This is a genomic window from Microbispora cellulosiformans, assembly GCF_008728085.1.
In the GTDB taxonomy this organism is placed as follows: Bacteria; Actinomycetota; Actinomycetes; order Streptosporangiales; family Streptosporangiaceae; genus Microbispora; species Microbispora amethystogenes.
This window is the reverse complement of record NZ_VYTZ01000007.1, coordinates 537,990-554,341: the sequence shown is the minus strand read 5'-3', so window position 1 is coordinate 554,341 and position 16,352 is coordinate 537,990. Positions and strand designations below refer to the sequence as shown.

At 71.0% G+C, this 16,352-nt stretch carries 14 protein-coding genes; 7 read left to right on the top strand and 7 right to left on the bottom strand.

The window, feature by feature from the left end; all coding sequences use genetic code 11:
- Positions 1-2: 2 nt before the first annotated feature.
- From F5972_RS22305 to F5972_RS22295, 3 genes are all read right to left on the bottom strand, one after another.
- The gene (locus F5972_RS22305; RefSeq protein ID WP_150935493.1) at positions 3-557 is read right to left on the bottom strand and encodes a hemerythrin domain-containing protein; all 555 of its coding nucleotides are present in this window, start codon (positions 555-557) and stop codon (positions 3-5) included.
- Positions 554-1,474 carry a Rieske 2Fe-2S domain-containing protein gene (locus F5972_RS22300; RefSeq protein ID WP_225311732.1) on the bottom strand — a complete coding sequence of 307 codons (921 nt, stop codon included), beginning with the start codon at positions 1,472-1,474 and terminating at the stop codon, positions 554-556. The genes F5972_RS22305 and F5972_RS22300 overlap by 4 nt, the downstream gene beginning before the upstream one ends.
- Before the next feature lie 202 nt (positions 1,475-1,676).
- On the bottom strand, positions 1,677-2,717 hold the full coding sequence (locus tag F5972_RS22295; RefSeq protein ID WP_150935492.1) for a DUF695 domain-containing protein: 1,041 nt from the start codon (positions 2,715-2,717) through the stop codon (positions 1,677-1,679).
- Positions 2,718-2,803: 86 nt separating this feature from the next.
- Here F5972_RS22295 and mnmA point away from each other — a divergent pair, with 86 nt between their 5' ends.
- Positions 2,804-3,901: a tRNA 2-thiouridine(34) synthase MnmA gene (gene mnmA / locus F5972_RS22290; protein ID WP_263641853.1), complete on the top strand. Its 1,098-nt coding sequence runs from the start codon at positions 2,804-2,806 to the stop codon at positions 3,899-3,901.
- A gap of 2 nt (positions 3,902-3,903) precedes the next feature.
- On the opposite strand, the gene F5972_RS22285 is transcribed toward mnmA, so the two are convergent.
- Positions 3,904-4,533, bottom strand: coding sequence for an MBL fold metallo-hydrolase (locus F5972_RS22285; protein WP_150935491.1), 630 nt, complete (start codon positions 4,531-4,533; stop codon positions 3,904-3,906).
- An 18-nt stretch (positions 4,534-4,551) separates the two neighbouring features.
- Between F5972_RS22285 and F5972_RS22280 the strand changes: the two genes are divergently transcribed.
- From F5972_RS22280 to ligA, 3 genes are all read left to right on the top strand, one after another.
- Positions 4,552-5,556 (top strand): methionine synthase, encoded by a 1,005-nt coding sequence (locus F5972_RS22280; RefSeq protein WP_150935490.1) that lies wholly within the window; start codon positions 4,552-4,554, stop codon positions 5,554-5,556.
- Positions 5,557-5,667: 111 nt separating this feature from the next.
- On the top strand, positions 5,668-6,102 hold the full coding sequence (locus F5972_RS22275) for a hypothetical protein (protein WP_150935489.1): 435 nt from the start codon (positions 5,668-5,670) through the stop codon (positions 6,100-6,102).
- 329 nt (positions 6,103-6,431) lie between these two features.
- The gene (gene ligA, locus F5972_RS22270; RefSeq protein ID WP_150935590.1) at positions 6,432-8,660 is read left to right on the top strand and encodes an NAD-dependent DNA ligase LigA; all 2,229 of its coding nucleotides are present in this window, start codon (positions 6,432-6,434) and stop codon (positions 8,658-8,660) included.
- Positions 8,661-9,083: 423 nt separating this feature from the next.
- Here ligA and F5972_RS22265 read toward each other — a convergent pair whose 3' ends face one another.
- The 3 genes from F5972_RS22265 to F5972_RS22255 all read right to left on the bottom strand — a co-directional run bounded on the left by F5972_RS22265 (position 9,084) and on the right by F5972_RS22255 (position 11,981).
- On the bottom strand, positions 9,084-9,527 hold the full coding sequence (locus tag F5972_RS22265) for a hypothetical protein (protein WP_150935488.1): 444 nt from the start codon (positions 9,525-9,527) through the stop codon (positions 9,084-9,086).
- A gap of 413 nt (positions 9,528-9,940) precedes the next feature.
- A complete protein-coding gene (locus F5972_RS22260; protein WP_150935487.1) occupies positions 9,941-10,369 on the bottom strand; it encodes a hypothetical protein in 429 nt (142 codons plus the stop codon).
- 217 nt (positions 10,370-10,586) lie between these two features.
- Entirely contained in the window at positions 10,587-11,981 is a 1,395-nt protein-coding gene (locus F5972_RS22255) for a glycoside hydrolase family 6 protein (RefSeq protein ID WP_150935486.1), read from the bottom strand.
- 287 nt (positions 11,982-12,268) lie between these two features.
- On the opposite strand from F5972_RS22255, the gene F5972_RS22250 reads away from it, so the two are divergent.
- The 3 genes from F5972_RS22250 to gatA all read left to right on the top strand — a co-directional run bounded on the left by F5972_RS22250 (position 12,269) and on the right by gatA (position 16,351).
- A complete protein-coding gene (locus tag F5972_RS22250; protein ID WP_150935485.1) occupies positions 12,269-14,416 on the top strand; it encodes a putative bifunctional diguanylate cyclase/phosphodiesterase in 2,148 nt (715 codons plus the stop codon).
- 148 nt (positions 14,417-14,564) lie between these two features.
- A complete protein-coding gene (gene gatC / locus F5972_RS22245) occupies positions 14,565-14,864 on the top strand; it encodes an Asp-tRNA(Asn)/Glu-tRNA(Gln) amidotransferase subunit GatC (protein ID WP_150935484.1) in 300 nt (99 codons plus the stop codon).
- Positions 14,861-16,351, top strand: a complete 1,491-nt coding sequence (gatA, locus tag F5972_RS22240) for an Asp-tRNA(Asn)/Glu-tRNA(Gln) amidotransferase subunit GatA (protein WP_150935483.1) — start codon at positions 14,861-14,863, stop codon at positions 16,349-16,351. The genes gatC and gatA overlap by 4 nt, the downstream gene beginning before the upstream one ends.
- The last annotated feature ends 1 nt before the right edge of the window (position 16,352 follow it).

The window sequence follows — 16,352 nt, the reverse complement described above, 5'->3', positions numbered from 1 at the left end:
TTCTATCGGGCCGTGAGGCGCAGCAGGGCCCGTTGCAGGCGGAGGAGCGTCCGCGTGCGCCGCGACGAGCGCAGCCGCGCCAGCCGGTCCCGGAGCCGGTCACCCAGCTCCACCAGCAGGTCCTCGTCCGCGAAGCGCTCGATCTCGGGGAACATCTGCCGTTCCTCGTCCAGGTGGGCGTGCGACTCCAGCGCGTCGTGCATCACCCCCAGCTCCCGGTCGAACCGCCCGGACCGCGGGTCGGCGCGCACCAGCGCCGCGAGCTGGTCGCTGAGCTGGCGGTGCTCGGACCAGGCGGCCGCGATGCCCGGGGTGACGTCCCGCATCGCCGGATAGAAGACGTCCTCCTCGATCATCTCGTGCATCCGCAGCTCGTCGAACAGCTCGTCGGCGAGCGCGCGCCGCCGTCCGGGCTCGGAGCGCGGCGTCTCCAGCAGGCGCCGCATCAGCCCGCGCAGCACCTCGTGGTGCTCCACGAGCACCCGCGTCGCCTTCTCGCGCTCCGGCGAGGCCGGCGCCTCCCGCACCTCGGTGAGCACCTGCGGTCGTCTCCTCATGGCCGCACCTCCTGCTGGTGGACCAGGGTGCTGCCGGGCGGCGCGCTGACCACCGTGGGCGCCCGGCGCACCTCGATCCACCCGTCCCGTACGCGGGTCTGGAGGCACGGCGCGGCCGCGACGGCCGGGCCGTTCAGGCTCTCTCCGCTGTGCAGCTCGAACGCCGAGCCGTGCCAGGGACAGGTGATGGAGCCGTCGCGGAGCCAGCCCTGGGACAGCGGGCCGCCCAGGTGCGGGCAGGCGTCCTCCAGGGCGTGGATGCGGCCGTCCGAGCGGACCAGGACGACGTCCACGCCGCCCGCCCGCGCCCGGTGCGGCCTGCCGTCGGTCAGGTCGCGCTCGGCCAGCACCCGGGTGAAACGGCGTGGTTCGAGCCGCCGGTCCGTCTGGTCGACCCCGATCCGGTGGTTGTAGGTGAGCGCGCCGCCCAGGTAGCCGCTGACCATGATCAGGGGATAGCCGAGCAGGGCGGCGAGAAGGCCGCGCAGGTGGCGTTCCCGGCCCCGCTGCCACCACGACCAGCCGTACAGGCCGAGGGCGAGCGCGTTGAGCGTGCCGTGGACCAGCCCGACCCGCCGCGCGTTGTCGTGCGTGTACTGCCAGTCGTGCAGACCGGTGACGGCCGCGGCCAGCGCCCCGGCGAGACCGACTCCCACGGCTGTGCGCGCCGCGCGCTTCTGCCCGGTGAGATCCAGGACCAGCGCCATCGTCCACGAGCCGATCGGGACGTCGGTGAGAAACGGATGAACGGGGTGTCCCAGCCAGACGCCGTGCAGGAGACCGCGGGCGCGGCCCCTGGTGACCCCGAGGAGGTTCTCCGTGAACGCGAGACCCTGTTCGAGCCGGTGACCCGGCCGGTCGAGGCGGCCGTCGCCCTCGATCGCGTCCAGCATCCGGTCCAGTGCGCGATGAGCCATGTCCGATCCCAATCCCATCGCCGGATCGGCCCCGCAGGCTGCGGGAACGGGCGGAGCGCGGGCGCTCGCCCGCGCGTCGGTCTATCGCGGCGTGCCCGTCCCATATGTCATGAAACGCGCTGAATTTCTGGTTCGGGTCAGGAGCTGGTCGGAGCCGGGAAGCCGGCTCAGGTCAGGAGGGGGTTCAGGTCGGGAACAGGGCTCAGGTGAGGAAGGGGGCGACCGCGCTCCAGGAGGGATCCTCGGCCGTCTCGACCCGGGCGGGTCCCTCCTTCCAACCGGCCGCGACCTCGTCGATCACCGGCGGCACGTCGGCGGCGGGGTCGGCGTAGAGGTGCAGCGTGCGGGTGTGGTCGGCGCTCAGGTGGGCCGCCAGCACGGCCGACCCGTGCTCGGCCAGCCGTCCGGTCAGCCGCTCCTCGAACTCGCGCAGCGCGTCCAGCGAGGCCCCGGTGGGCTGCCCGTCCGCGTCGGCGTGCTCGTACGGCACTGTGACGGCGATGTGCTGGTCGAACAGCGGGAAGTCGACCGGGCGCAGGGGATAGCGGGCCGCGGCGGTGAGACGGCCGCCGGTGGCGGTGTGGCCCTCCAGCAGCGCCCACTGCTCCTCCGCGAACCCCTCCGCCACGTCGGCGACGACCGAGGGCAGGTGGATCGCCGGGAGCGCGTCGATGGGCTCGAACTCGGCGGCCTGGATCTCGCCGACCCAGCGGGCCACCTCGTCCTCGCCCAGCAGCCAGTCGAGGGCGGTGAGGGCCGCCTCCATCCGGGCGTCGTCATCGATATCCGGAAATATGGGGTGAAAGGCGGTGACGTCCACGCGCGGCGTGCCGGGCGGCACGCGCAACGCCACCACCAGCCGGTCGAGCCCGAACTCCCGCCCGCCGACGTCGATCGTGACGTTCTCGGCCTGCGGGTTCGCCTGGCGCGAGGGGTGGAACTCCCACATCGCGTCGACCGGCGGCGCGGCCAGGGCCCAGCGGTGGGCGAACGGCCGCAGTTCCGGATCGCCCGACGCGCTGACGACCAGGGCGTGCACGGCGAACCGCCCGGGCACGACCTCCCAGACGAGGGACGGGTGCAGCGCGGCCACGGCCGGGCCGATGGTCTCGGCCAGGGCCTCGGGATCCTCCGCCTCGACGTGCGCGTCGATCCCCGGACGGGCCTGTTCCCACCAGGCCCAGAACGCGGCGATGGCCTCGGCGGGGTCGGCGTGCTCGCTCTCGCGCCCGAACAGTCGCATGACCCCGCATCCTCCCAGCCCGCCCGCCCCGATGCCAACGCGGGCGCGCGCCCGCGCCGGCATCGGGGCGGTAACCTCGAACTGTTATGGCTCCCACAGCAAAGCCCACCGGAAGGCTCCGCGTGCTCGCCGCCATGTCCGGCGGGGTCGACTCCGCGGTGGCCGCCGCCCGGATCGCCGAGGCGGGGCACGACGTGACCGGCGTCCACCTGGCGCTGTCCTCCAACCCGCAGTCCTACCGCACCGGCGCGCGCGGCTGCTGCACCCTGGAGGACGCCCGCGACGCCCGCCGCGCCGCCGACGTCATCGGCATCCCCTTCTACGTGTGGGACATGGCCGAACGGTTCCACCGCGACGTGGTCGAGGACTTCGTCGGCGAGTACGCCGCCGGGCGCACCCCCAACCCCTGCCTGCGCTGCAACGAGAAGATCAAGTTCGAGGCGGTGCTCGACCGGGCGCTCGCGCTCGGCTTCGACGCGGTCGCCACCGGCCACCACGCGCGGCTGGAGGACGGTGTGCTGCGGCGCAGCGTCGACGACGCCAAGGACCAGTCGTACGTGCTGGGCGTGCTCACCCGCGAGCAGCTCGCGCACGCGATCTTCCCGTTGGGCGGCTCGACCAAGGCCGAGGTGCGCGAGGAGGCCGCGCGGCGCGGGCTGACCGTGGCCGACAAGCCGGACAGCCACGACATCTGCTTCATCGCCGACGGCGACACCCGGGCCTTCCTCGCCGAGCGGCTCGGCGCGGCCGAGGGACCGATCGTCGACGCGCTCACCGGCCAGGTGGTCGGCAGCCACCAGGGGGCGTACGGCTTCACGATCGGCCAGCGCAAGGGCCTGCGCGTCGATCGGCCCGCCGCCGACGGCAGGCCGCGCTACGTGCTGTCGATAGAGCCGGTGTCCAACACGGTCACCGTCGGCCCGCGCGCCTCGCTGGAGGTGCGCGCCGTCGTGGGCGAGCGGCCGGTGTGGAACGGGCCGCTGCCGGAGCCGTACGAGCCGATCACCTGCACGGTGCAGCTACGCGCGCACGGCGAGGTGTACGGCTGCCGCGCCCAGCTGTCGGGCGGCGAGCTGCACATCGCGCTGGACCAGCCGGCCACCGGCGTCGCGGCGGGCCAGGGGGCCGTCCTCTACGACGGGGACGCCGTCCTCGGCTCCGCCACGATCGCCTCGGCCGTCTGAGGTCAGACCTCCACGCTCTCCCCGGGCGGGATGCGGCGGAAGTCGGCCCTCTGCCGGCCGGCCTCCATGCCGAGCCAGTTGTCGATCAGCTTCGCGCCGATGTCGTTGACGATGCCGTCATGGGTCGAGTACGCCCGCGCGGGACGGACGTACCGCAGGTAGAGCAGCATCTCGGCGGCCTTGAGCCACGGCGCGTTGGTCGGCACCAGCAGCGTCGGGACGTCGCGTCCCGGCGGCGTGAGGGCGTCGCCGGGATAGAACACCTCGTCGTCCACGAAGAAGCCGATGTTCTGCACCGGCGGGACGTCGGGCAGGTTGAGCGCGTGCCACTCGCCGACCGCGCTGACGTGGAAGCCCGCCGTGTCGAAGCCGTCCCCGTGGGTGACAACCTGGACCTTCGCCGGGATCTCGCCGAGCTGGTCGGCGACGGCCTGGCAGGTGAAGACCTCCAGGTCGGGGCTCGCGTTCCCGAGCAGGCCCGCGTCCACGTGGTCGAAGTGCTCGTGGGTGATCAGCACCGCGTCCGCGCCGTCGAGGAGCCCCGGGCCGCTGAAGGAGCCGGGGTCGATGACGAGCGTCCGCCCGTCCTTCTCCAGCCGCCAGCACGCGTGACCGAGTTTGGTGAGTTTCATGTCTCTAAGCTAGTGACCGTGAGCGAGTACCCGTGGAGCGAGGCCACGGCCACAGGGGTGGGGTCCTACCCGGGCGAGGACCATCTTGAGGCGTTGCGCACCGCGTTCGGTGAGCTGCCCATGCCCTATCTGCCGGAGTTGCCCGCCCGGGGAGTCGGCGCGGACATGATCGGCCGTACGGCGTCGCTGCTGGTCGAGCTGCCCGTCGAGGTGCAGCCGTCCGGCTGGCGGCTCTCCGACCGTCCGGGCCGGGATTTCAAGCGGGCCAGGGACCATCTCACCCGCGACCTCGACGGCCTGGAGGAGGTCGCCCAGGGCTACCGGGGTCCGTTCAAGATCCAGGCATGTGGCCCGTGGACGCTCGCCGGGACGATCGAGCTCAGGTACGGCGACAAGGTGCTCGCCGACGCCGGAGCCGTACGCGACCTGACCGAGTCGCTGGCCGAGGGACTGGCGCAGCACGTGGCGGAGGTCCGGCGGCGGGTCCCCGGAGCGGACCTCGTCGTCCAGATCGACGAGCCGGGGCTGCCCGGCGTGCTGGCGGGCACGGTGCCGACCGCGTCCGGCTTCGGGCGGCTGGCCGCCGTCGAGTCGCCCGTCGCGGCCGAGCGGCTGAGAACGGTGCTGTCCGCGCTCGCGCCCGCGTTCCCGGTCGTCCACTGCTGCGCGCCGGGCGTGCCGTACGAGGTGATCCGTACGGCGGGCGCGCGCGGCGTCTCGGTGGACGCGGGGCTGCTGCGGCGCAGGGACGAGGACGAACTGGGCGAGACGATCGAGAAGGGCCTCGCGCTGCTGCTCGGCGTCGTGCCCGGCACGGACACCCGGCTGGCGGACGTCGGCGTGGTGGCCCGGCCGGCGGTGGAGCTGTGGCGGCGCCTCGGCTTCCCGCCCGCCCGGCTCGCCGAGCAGGTCGTGCTCACCCCCGCCTGCGGCCTGGCCGGGGCCTCACCCGCGTACGCCAGGGCGGCGCTGGCCCGGTGCCGGGAGGCGGCCCGGGTCCTGCGCGAGGACCCCGGCGAGTAGGTGCGGGGGACGGGCGATCCAAGCGATCTCCCAGCCCGTTCCCAAGTGATTCACAAGCCCCGGGGCCTATCTCTTGACGTGCTGGAAGTTCACCCGTCAGGAGAAAGACCCATGCGAAGCGCTGTGCGCCTTCTGCTCCCTCTCGCCGCCACCGGCCTGTGTGTGGGGCTCGTCGCGGCTCCGGCCTCGGCCGCCACGGCTACCACTGCGGCGGAGACCTGGAAGTGGGGGCCGACGGCGTCCTCCGACTACAAGGGCTGGGCGAGCGGATCGGTCCGGTCGAGCTCGTCGGGCCTGCGTATCGCCGGCGACCTCTACGACGCGGGCGGGGCCAGGACCTGCTCGTGGGTGACGATCAAGTGGCTGACCGACCACGGCAGGTATCGCACCGCGACCTTCCGCAACTGCTCGCAGTCCACTCCGCGCGCCTTCCGGGTGAACGCCGGATACATGCTGCTCGCCAAGGCCAGGGTCTGCCGGGGCACCGCGACCCGCGTCACCGGCCGTTGCTCGCGCTGGGAACGGGTCTGGACCCAGGGCGGCTGAACTCTCGGGCCGGTCCCCCTCCATCCACCCTGACCGGCCCGAGTAGACCGGACAAAAAGGAATGAAAGTGGGCTGCAAGCGGTCTACCGTAATTCTCGATCGCTCCTGAAAACGAGGGGCCGCGCGGTCTGGAGCGGTCCCCTCGCGGAGTGGTCCGGCGGGAGCCGTTCCTCGTCCTCGGCGCGGCTCCCGCCCCCGTCCTTCGCGTTCTGTCGGTCCCCGGGGATACGGTTGGCCTGGGTCGTTGACGAGGGGAGACGGGCGACGTGACCGACAGGGCGGACGGGCTCGACGACATCGTGGGCGAGTCCGGGGACGAGTTCGAGGACGTGACAGACGAGCCCGCCGAGAGCGGGCAGGCGCAGAGCGCGGAGAGCGCGGCGAATGCGCAGAGCGCGCCGAGCGAGGCGCGGGAGCGGCACGCCGAGCTCGCGGAGCTGCTTGATGACGCCAACTGGCGCTACTACGTGCTCGACTCGCCCACGGTGAGCGACGCCGAGTACGACGGCTGGATGCGGGAGATCCTCGCGCTGGAGGAGAGGCATCCCGACCTGCGGACGCCCGACTCGCCCACACAGAAGGTGGGGGCGCCGGTCTCCACCGAGTTCACCCCGGTCGACCATCTCCAGCGCATGGAGAGCCTCGACAACGCCTTCGACGACGACGACCTCGCCGCCTGGCAGGCCAGGGCCGAACGGCTCATCGAGGCCGACCCCGGGCCCTACCTGTGCGAGCTGAAGATCGACGGCCTGGCCGTGGCGCTCGTGTACGAGAAGGGCCGGCTGGTGCGCGGCGCGACCCGGGGCGACGGGAACACCGGCGACGACATCACGCCCAACATCCGCACGCTCGGCGACGTGCCCCACCGGCTGACCGGTGACGACGTGCCCGACCTGCTGGAGGTCCGCGGTGAGGTCTTCCTGCCGGTCGAGGGCTTCAAGAAGCTGAACGAGCAGCTCATGGACGCGGGCAAGCCGCCGTTCGCCAACCCGCGCAACTCGGCCGCGGGCTCGCTGCGGCAGAAGGACCCGCGCGTCACCGCGCAGCGGCCACTGCGGATGATCGTCCACGGCGTGGGCAAGTGGGAGGGCAGCGGGCCGCTGCCCGGCACCCAGTCGGCGGTCTATGAGCGGCTGCGCGACCTCGGCCTCCCGGTCAGCGACCGCTACAAGGTCGTGGAATCGCTCGACGAGATCCGCGGGTTCGTCGCCCACTACAACGATCACCGGCACGAGCCCGAGTACGAGATCGACGGGGTGGTCGTCAAGATCGACCGGATTCCCGTGCAGCGGCAGCTCGGCTCGACCAGCAGGGCGCCTCGCTGGGCGATCGCGTTCAAGTACCCGCCCGAGGAGGTCACCACGAAGCTCCTCGACATCCAGGTCAACGTGGGCAGGACGGGCCGGGTCACGCCGTTCGGCGTGATGAAGCCGGTGGTGGTGGCCGGGTCGACCGTGGAGCGGGCGACGCTGCACAACGCCTCGGAGGTGGTGCGCAAGGGCGTGCTCATCGGCGACACCGTGGTGCTGCGTAAGGCGGGCGACGTCATTCCCGAGATCGTCAGTCCGGTCGTGGACCTGCGGCAGGGCGGCGAGCGGGAGTTCGTCATGCCCACGCACTGCCCGGAGTGCGGCACCGAGCTGGCCTACGAGCAGGAGGGCGACGCCGACCTGCGCTGCCCGAACGCCCGCTCCTGCCCCGCGCAGCTCCGTGAGCGGATCTTCTTCGCGGCCGGGCGCAAAGCGTTCGACATCGACGGGCTGGGCTACGTCGCCGCGACCGCGCTGACGCAGCCGCTGCCACCGCAGGAGCCGCCGGTCCGCACCGAGGCCGACCTGTTCGACCTGACGATCGACAAGCTGCTGCCGATCAGGTCGGTGGTGCGCGACGCCGACACGGGCCTGCCCAAGACCGATCCGGAGACCGGCGAGCCGAAGGTGGTCTCGTTCTTCGCCAACATGTCCGGCGAACCGAGCAAGCATGCGGAGTTGATCCTCCAGCAACTCGAGGTGAAGAAGGAGCAGCCGCTGTCACGGGTGCTCCTGGCGCTGTCCATCCGGCACATCGGGCCGCCGACGGCGCGCGCCCTGGCGAGCGAGTTCCGCTCGATCGACGCCATCGCCAAGGCATCGGAGGAGGAACTCGCGGTGGTGGAGGGCATCGGCCCCAAGGTCGCCGCCGCGATCAAGGAATGGTTCGAGGTCGACTGGCATCAGGAGATCATCGAGAGGTGGCGAGCCGCCGGAGTCCGGATGGCCGACGAGTCCGCGGCCGACGAGGGGCCGCGCCCCCTTGAGGGGCTGACGTTCGTCGTCACCGGCACGCTCGCGGACTTCAGCCGCGACGAGGCGAGCGAGGCCATCGCCGGCCAGGGGGGCAAGGTCACCTCGTCGGTGTCAAAGAAGACCAGCTTCCTGGTGGTGGGGGACAACCCCGGCTCGAAGTACGACAAGGCGGTCAAGGCCGGCGTTCCCATCCTCAATGAGGAAGGCTTCCACACGCTCCTCCGTGAGGGCCCCGACGCCGCCCGCGCCGCCGCCGTCACCCCCGAGGAGTGATCCCGAGGAACGCCCCCGCGCCCGTACTCGGAGTCGCCAGTGCCGGCACTCGGAGTCGCCGGGAATCAGACCAGCGCGACGCGAGGCGTACGGCTGCCGAGACGGTCCTGGGCCGTCACGGCCAGGCGGCCAGCAGCTCGTCGGGACCCCAGTGCGCGGTGAGCGGCAGGTTGCCGTCCACCCCCGACCGGGAGACGCGGGAGACGACCACGCCCGCTAGCACTGCAGTGGCTCCCTCACCTAGAGGTCGCTGCCAGCCAGGTCGTGCCGGTTATACGTAGAACCGATCTAACGTAGATGCGATCTTACATTGTGCGATCCACGCGCTTCCTGAGCCGGTGCCGCTGAGCAGCAAAACGCGCTCCCGGTCCTGTGCGGATCGGGAGCGCTGTGCTGCCCGGTGGCCACCTGAGGAGGTCGACGTCAGCAGTCGACCAGCTGCGCCATCGCGTTCTTGGTCTCGCTCGCGATGTCGAGGCCCATGGAGAGCTGGTCGAACACTGCTTTCAGCAGGCCCAGGCGCCTGATCGTCTCGCCTTCGACGGGAGCGCCCGAACGAAGTCGTGCGTTGACAGCGAGAGCCGCCATGATCTGCTTGCCAGTGAACGCTTGATCGAGCAGGCGAGTGAAGTCTTCAGCCTGGCCTTCCTGAATCTTCTGCACCTCGGCCGCGTCGACGTAGGCATACACCCATACGTTGCCTTCCATAGCGTGGCCTTCGAGGCAGTCGAACACGAAGAGCTTGTGGTTCTGCCTGATCAGGCCGGCGGTAGGCATATTGAGACGGTCGAAAACTTCGATCATCTCCGAATCGGGGGTAGGCAGCCAGGGGCGCTCTCCGATACCCAGCTTGATCAGGTCGCTCACAGGATGCCTTCCTTCCAGCTTGTCGACTCGAAGCAGGCGTCAAACCTGTCCCTGTCATCATTGGTCCACAGGCGGTCGTCGTCTACCAGTGCTACGGAGACATGCCCGGGTATACGTCTCGTTGGACTGGCCCATACCCGAAATCCGGCAGCTCGCAGCTTGCCGACTAGCGCATAGCGTACGCCTTCTCCCGGGATCGCTCCTTGAACACGTCGGTGGTTCACCGCCATCGCTGCTTCGTCTGGCGTCAGCTTGCCCCTGAGGAGTGAGAGTTCGTGTGGAACTTCGTGGGCCGAGGGATTCCGTTTGAACGGCGTACCGTCGATCGGCTTGTGGATCGTTCCATACTGTGTGACCCAATCCTCATCGTTGAGGTGGTTGTTCAGCTATTCGCCTGCGAGCTCGCTTGGGGATCAACAGTTGATGGGGGCGCTTGATTCGATGAGGTTGTCGAAGACGAGGGCGGCCATGGACGGCCTGTCGGCGAAGAGGGCGTCCAGCAGGCGGATGAGGTCGTCACCGGCGGCGTTCTGGAGGCGGCTGACCTCGATCGCGTCGACCTGGGTGTAGGCCCAGAAGCTGACTTTCGACCCGCGGCCGTCGATGCAGTCGAAGACGTAGAGCCTGCCGTCCTGTTCGATCAGTCCCGCGGTGGGCGGGTCGCACTCCTCGTAGATCTCGACCACCCGCGTGTCGGGAGTGGGCCGCCAGGGGCGCTCTCCGATCTGCAACCGGATCGGGTCACTCCCTCGTCGCCGGCTGAAGGGGCGCAGCTCGATCACCGTGCCGTCGATCGCGTCGTGCCGGCTTGCCTGCTCTTCGCAGAGGGCGTCGTCACCCATGAGCACCTACTGGGGGAGTAGTGACGGTGGTTTCCCTGGACATCCTAAACGCTTTGCTGTTCACCGGTTACCTAGTGTGAGTACCGGTGGGTAAAGAGCCTGCGAGCGAGGCCGTACGAGTGGCGGTGCCGCGGTGGCCGGGAAATCGTGAGGCACACGCGAAGGCGTGCCGGACGGCTGGGGAGGACCGTACGGCACGCCTGGTTTCATGCGGGGGTCAGGAAGCGGTGCAGCTCAGCGGGTTGGGAGTGGAGGGGGTTCCGCTGGAGTTGGCGAGGAAGCCGAACGTGGTGCTGGAGCCCGGAGCGAGGTTCCCGTTCCAGTTCAGGTTCGAGGCCGTGATGCTGGTGGTGCCGGTCAGGTTGGCGTTCCACGACTGGGTGATGGACTGCCCGCCGGGCATGTTCCACTTGACCGTCCAGTTGCTGATCGCCGAGGAGCCCGCGTTGGTCACGGCGACCTCACCCTGGAACCCACCGCCCCACGCGCTGACGACCTTGTAGACCGCCGTGCAGCCCTTGTCGCCGGTGAAGGTCGGCGACGCCGACGGTGAAGCCGACGGCGAGGCAGAGGGCGACGCGGACGGCGACGGCGAAGGCGACGGAGACGGGGACCGCGTCGGCGAGGCCGACGGGGACTGCGGCGGGGTGTACGGGGCGGCGATCGCAAGGTCGTACGCCCGCTGCGGGACGAACTGACCGGCCGGGGCGATGCAGCCGTCGGACTCGCCCGGAGGCTTGACCCACAGGTACGCGGCGATGGCCGAGTCGCCGGTGTTGGTGGTGCTCCAGGTGCCGGTGGCGCGGCCGGCCGGGTCACACCACTCGCTGCCGACCGGGCCGTTGCCGTTGCGGCTGGTGTCGATCACGGCCTTCAGCCAGGACAGGCCGGTGGCCCCGATGACGTTCTTGGCGTAGGAGACCGTGGCGGAGGTGTACCGGTAGTTGGAGACGTTGAGCGAGATGCCGTCCGCGCTGTTGGCGATGTCGGCGCCCCGCAGGCGGTTGGCCATGTCGGAGGCGCCCACCCAGGCCTCGTTGCCCGCGTCGAAGTAGACCTTGACCTGCGAGGAGGTGGCCTTGAACTTCTTGCCGGCGTACGCCATGGACGCCTGGACCTCGGCCTGCTGGGAGGAGTTCATGCAGTTCGGCATGATCGACAGGGCGTCGGGCTCCAGGATGATGTAGGCCGGACGCCCTCCGAGGCCCGCGGCGACCTGGTCGATCCAGGCCCGGTACGACGCGTGGTCGGGAGCGCCACCCGCGCTCGCGCCGCCGCAGTCGCGGTTCGGCATCTCGTAGACCACCATGATCGGGATCTTGCCGGCCGCCGCGGCCGCGCCCACGTAGGCGTCGACCTGGCTGCGCACCGCGGAGGGGTTGTAGCTGGCGAACCAGCGGCCCTGCGGGACGGCGGCGATGCGGTCCCGGATGACCGCGGTCTTGCTGTCATTGGGGTTGGCGGCGACCCACTTGGCGGCGCTGGTCGTCGGATCCACGTAGAAAACGGAGTCGGCGGCCTGGGCCGCGGTGGAGGTCACAACGGCCGCTCCCACGGCGACCGTGGTGGCCGCGGCGAGAATGGCCGCCGTCAAGGGCCTTCTGCGAGACATGGAATTACTCCGTCCGGTAATGTGGGAGCGCTCCCACAGTTCCCTCGGATCGTAGGGACCGGGACGGGGGTCCAAGAAGGGCCGACATGGGTTCGGCTGGACGATCAACCTAATAGACGCAGGCGGGCGGGGGAATGGGCGCGTGGATCACTTGAAAGTTTCACCACGAGTCCGACCGTGCCGTGATTTCTCCAGAAATCATGGTGACGCAGTGTGCCCAACCGGTTTCGCGAAGTGGCCCAGAGGCCGTACCCTCCGATAGTGACCTCTTGGGGGGTTTCTTACCTATGACGCTTTCACGCGGTCTCATGCCGCTCACCGGGGTGCCACGCGTTCTCCTCCCCGCCGCCGACCTGGGCGAACTGGGTGCGCCCGTCGACACCCGGGACACCGGGCCACGCCCCGGATCGCCTTTATGGGCGTACCTCACCGTGGTCAGCGCCGCCGGTGTCACCGCGCTCGCCGTCGCCGAGTTCGGGCTGGGCGCCGGCCCCGGCACGCTGGCCGAGGCGGCGCGCACCCCGTTGTTCTGGATGCTGACCGTCCTGGTGGTGCTGGGCGAGCTGCGTCCCGTCACGTTCAGCTCCTCGACGCTGGTCGGAGGCACGCCGACCTCCACGATGTTCACCTTCGCGGTGCTCATGTACCAGGGACTGCCGACGGCGGCGCTGATGCAGGCGGTCGCCGTGGTGGTCAGCGGGCTGGTGCACCGCAGGGCCTGGCACCGGGTGCTGTTCAACCTCGCCCAGGTGACCCTGGCCTGCACGGCCGCGGCCGGCGCCCTGGCCGCGTTCGGCGCGCACCCGCAGCCGCACTCGCCGTGGACGCCCGACGGCCTCGACATCCCTGCCATCGCCCTGGCCGCCGCGGCGTACTTCGTGGTCCGCGCCGTCCTGGTCTGCCAGGCGGTGGCGCTACATGAGCGCCGCCCCCTGCTCCGGGTGATGAAGGCCTCGCTCGGCCCGCAGGCGCTCGTCTACGGGACGCTGCTCGGCCTCGCGCCGCTGGTCGTGGTGGTGATGGCGCATTCCCCAGCGCTGGTCCCGCTGTTCGTCGCGCCGCTGGCCGCCGTCCACTGGACCGCGACGCTCTCGCTGCGCCGCGACCACCAGGCGACGCACGACGGGCTCACCGGCCTGCCGAACCGCAAGATCCTGATCGTACGCACGGAGGAGGCGCTGGCCGAGGCGCGCGCGCACGAGCGGGTGGGGCTGCTGCTGCTCGACCTCGACCGCTTCAAGGAGGTCAACGACACGCTCGGCCACCCGGTCGGCGACCGGCTGCTGCAGATCGTCGCCCACCGGCTCACCCACAGCGTGCGGCCGGGTGACGTGGTCGCCCGGCTCGGCGGGGACGAGTTCGCGGTGCTGCTTCCGTCCATCAGGGACGCGCAGGCGGCCAGGGAGGTCGCCTCGCGGCTGCGGGTCGCGCTGACCGAGCCGGTACGCCTCGAAGGCATGACGTTCGACCTCGACGCGTCGGTCGGCATCGCGCTCTATCCCGATCACGCCCCCGACTTCGAGCTGCTGATGCAGCGCTCCGACGTCGCGATGTACCTCGCCAAGGAGGGCCGCACCGGCATCGAGTTCTACCTGCCGGGCAAGGACCGCAACTCGCCCGAGCGGCTGAGCCTGCTCGGCGACCTGCGGCGGGCGATCGACGCCGACGAGCTGGAGCTCCACTATCAGCCCAAGGTGAGCCTGGAGGACGGCACGGTCGAGGGCGTCGAGGCGCTGCTGCGCTGGTGGCACCCGGTGCGCGGGCCGATCTCGCCCGCCGAGTTCATCCCGCTGGCCGAGCAGTCGTACCTCATGCGCGAGCTCACCCAGCATGTGATCGGGAAGGCGCTGGGGCAGGCGGCGCGCTGGTGGCACGCGGGCCTCGACGTGCCGGTCTCGGTGAACGTGTCGGCCCGCGACCTGCTCGACTCGGGCCTGCCCGAGCAGCTGGAGGCAGGGCTGGAGAAACTGGACCTGCCACCCGAGGCCATCCGGCTGGAGGTCACCGAGCGCATCCTCATGACCGACCAGGCCTACAGCGCCGAGGCCATCCGCACGCTGGCCGGGCTCGGCGTCCAGCTGGCGCTGGACGACTTCGGCACCGGCTACTCCTCCCTGGTCCGGCTCCAGCGGCTCCCGGTCTCCGAGGTGAAGATCGACGCGTCGTTCGTACGGCGGCTCGGCGAGCCGGGGGACGACGAGCGCATCGTCCGCTCGATCATCGACCTCGTCCGGTCTCTCGGGCTGAGGTCGGTCGCCGAGGGCATCGAATCGCCCGAGATCGCGGAGTCGCTGCGGGAGATGGGCTGTCACGCGGGGCAGGGATGGTGGCTGGCCAAGCCCATGTCCGCCACCGAGGCCACCACCTGGCTGCGCGCCCGGCTCGGCGCCGCCCTGGGCGGTCACCCGGGTGACGCCCGGCTCGCCTCGCACTGAGTCGCCGTCCCGGGCCGCGGGCAGCCGCCCGGGGCGGGAAAGCTCGGATTAAGACCGTGTGACGCGGCGTCGCCAGGTCGGCCGCGCTCGGCGGCGAGCCCTAGGATGGGTAGGTCCAATCTCCATCATGAAACGGGTTCGACGACTCATGTCCGCCATAACCCGCGATGAGGTCGCTCACCTCGCCCGGCTGTCCCGGCTGGCACTGGCCGACGACGAGCTCGACCACTTCGCCGCCCAGCTCGACCAGATCGTCGGCGCCGTCGCCCGCGTCTCGGAGGTGGCGGCCGGCGACATCCCGCCGTCCTCGCACGCGCTGCCGCTGACCAACGTCTTCCGTCCCGACGCCGTACGGCCGAGTCTGACACCCGAGGGAGCCCTCTCCGGTGCGCCCGCGGTGGAGGACGACCGGTTCCGCGTGCCGCGGATCCTCGGGGAGGAAGAATGAGCTTGATCCAGAAGACCGCCGCCGAACTGGGCGCGCTCATCGCCGCCCGCGAGGTCAGCGCCGTCGAGGTCGCCCAGGCCCACCTCGACCGCATCGCCGAGGTCGACGGCCGCGTCAACGCCTTCCTGCACGTGGACGCCGAGTCGACGCTGGCCCAGGCGCGCCAGGTGGACGAGCGCCTGGCCGGGGGCGAGAACCCCGGCCCGCTCGCTGGGGTGCCCATCGCGCACAAGGACGTCTTCACCACCGCCGACATGCCGACGACGGCCGGTTCGAAGATCCTCGAAGGCTGGCGCCCGCCGTACGACGCGACCGTGACCGGCCGGCTGCGCGCGGCCGGGCTGGTGATCCTGGGCAAGACGAACCTCGACGAGTTCGCCATGGGGTCGTCCACCGAGAACTCGGCGTACGGCCCGACGCACAACCCGTGGGACCTGTCCCGGATCCCGGGCGGCTCGTCGGGCGGTTCGTCGGCCGCGGTGTCCGCCTACGAGGCGCCGCTGTCCACCGGCACCGACACCGGCGGCTCGATTCGCCAGCCCGCCGCGGTGACCGGAATCGTCGGCATGAAGCCGACGTACGGCGGCTCGTCCCGATACGGCCTGATCGCGTTCGCGTCCTCGCTCGACACGCCGGGGCCGTTCGCCCGCACCGTGCTCGACGCGGCGCTGCTGCACGAGGCGTTCTCCGGCCACGACCCGCTCGACTCGACCTCCATCGACGCGCCGGTGCCGCCGGTGGTGGAGGCCGCGCGGCAGGCCGACGTGGCGGGGATGCGGATCGGCGTGGTCAAGGAGTTCGGCGGGGAGGGCTACCAGCCCGGCGTGCTCGCCCGCTTCCACGAGGCCGTCGACCTGCTGGAGTCGCTCGGAGCCAAGGTCGTCGAGGTCTCCTGCCCGACGTTCTCCTACGCGCTGCCGGCCTACTACCTGATCGCGCCGTCGGAGTGCTCGTCCAACCTGGCCCGCTTCGACGCCATGCGGTACGGCCTGCGCGTCGGCGACGACGGCACCCGCAGCGCCGAGGAGGTCATGGCGCTCACCCGCGCGGCCGGTTTCGGGCCCGAGGTCAAGCGGCGCATCATGCTCGGCACGTACGCCCTGTCGTCGGGCTACTACGACGCCTACTACGGGCAGGCGCAGAAGGTCCGCACGCTGATCATGCGCGACTTCGAGGCGGCCTTCCAGCAGGTGGACGCGCTGGTCTCGCCGACCACGCCGACCACCGCGTTCCCGATCGGGGAGCGGGCCGACGACCCGATGGCGATGTACCTCGCCGACCTGTGCACGATCCCGACCAACCTGGCCGGCAACGCCGCGATCTCGGTGCCGTGCGGCCTGGCGGACGAGGACGGCCTTCCGGTCGGGCTCCAGGTCATGGCCCCGGTCCTCGCCGACGACCGCTGCTACCGGGTCGGCGCGGCCGTGGAGAAGGCGTTCGAGAGCCGGTGGGGCGGCCCGCTGCTGTCCCGCGCACCCGCGCTGTAGT

Bases quoted from the DNA above. Each gene is read 5' to 3' on its own strand.
- F5972_RS22305 (WP_150935493.1), bottom strand. From the start codon at position 557: ATGAGGAGACGACCGCAGGTGCTCACCGAGGTGCGGGAGGCGCCGGCC.
- F5972_RS22300 (WP_225311732.1), bottom strand. From the start codon at position 1,474: ATGGCTCATCGCGCACTGGACCGGATGCTGGACGCGATCGAGGGCGAC.
- F5972_RS22295 (WP_150935492.1), bottom strand. From the start codon at position 2,717: ATGCGACTGTTCGGGCGCGAGAGCGAGCACGCCGACCCCGCCGAGGCC.
- mnmA (WP_263641853.1), top strand. From the start codon at position 2,804: ATGGCTCCCACAGCAAAGCCCACCGGAAGGCTCCGCGTGCTCGCCGCC.
- F5972_RS22285 (WP_150935491.1), bottom strand. From the start codon at position 4,533: ATGAAACTCACCAAACTCGGTCACGCGTGCTGGCGGCTGGAGAAGGAC.
- F5972_RS22275 (WP_150935489.1), top strand. From the start codon at position 5,668: ATGCGAAGCGCTGTGCGCCTTCTGCTCCCTCTCGCCGCCACCGGCCTG.
- F5972_RS22260 (WP_150935487.1), bottom strand. From the start codon at position 10,369: ATGGGTGACGACGCCCTCTGCGAAGAGCAGGCAAGCCGGCACGACGCG.
- F5972_RS22255 (WP_150935486.1), bottom strand. From the start codon at position 11,981: ATGTCTCGCAGAAGGCCCTTGACGGCGGCCATTCTCGCCGCGGCCACC.
- F5972_RS22250 (WP_150935485.1), top strand. From the start codon at position 12,269: ATGACGCTTTCACGCGGTCTCATGCCGCTCACCGGGGTGCCACGCGTT.
- gatC (WP_150935484.1), top strand. From the start codon at position 14,565: ATGTCCGCCATAACCCGCGATGAGGTCGCTCACCTCGCCCGGCTGTCC.
- gatA (WP_150935483.1), top strand. From the start codon at position 14,861: ATGAGCTTGATCCAGAAGACCGCCGCCGAACTGGGCGCGCTCATCGCC.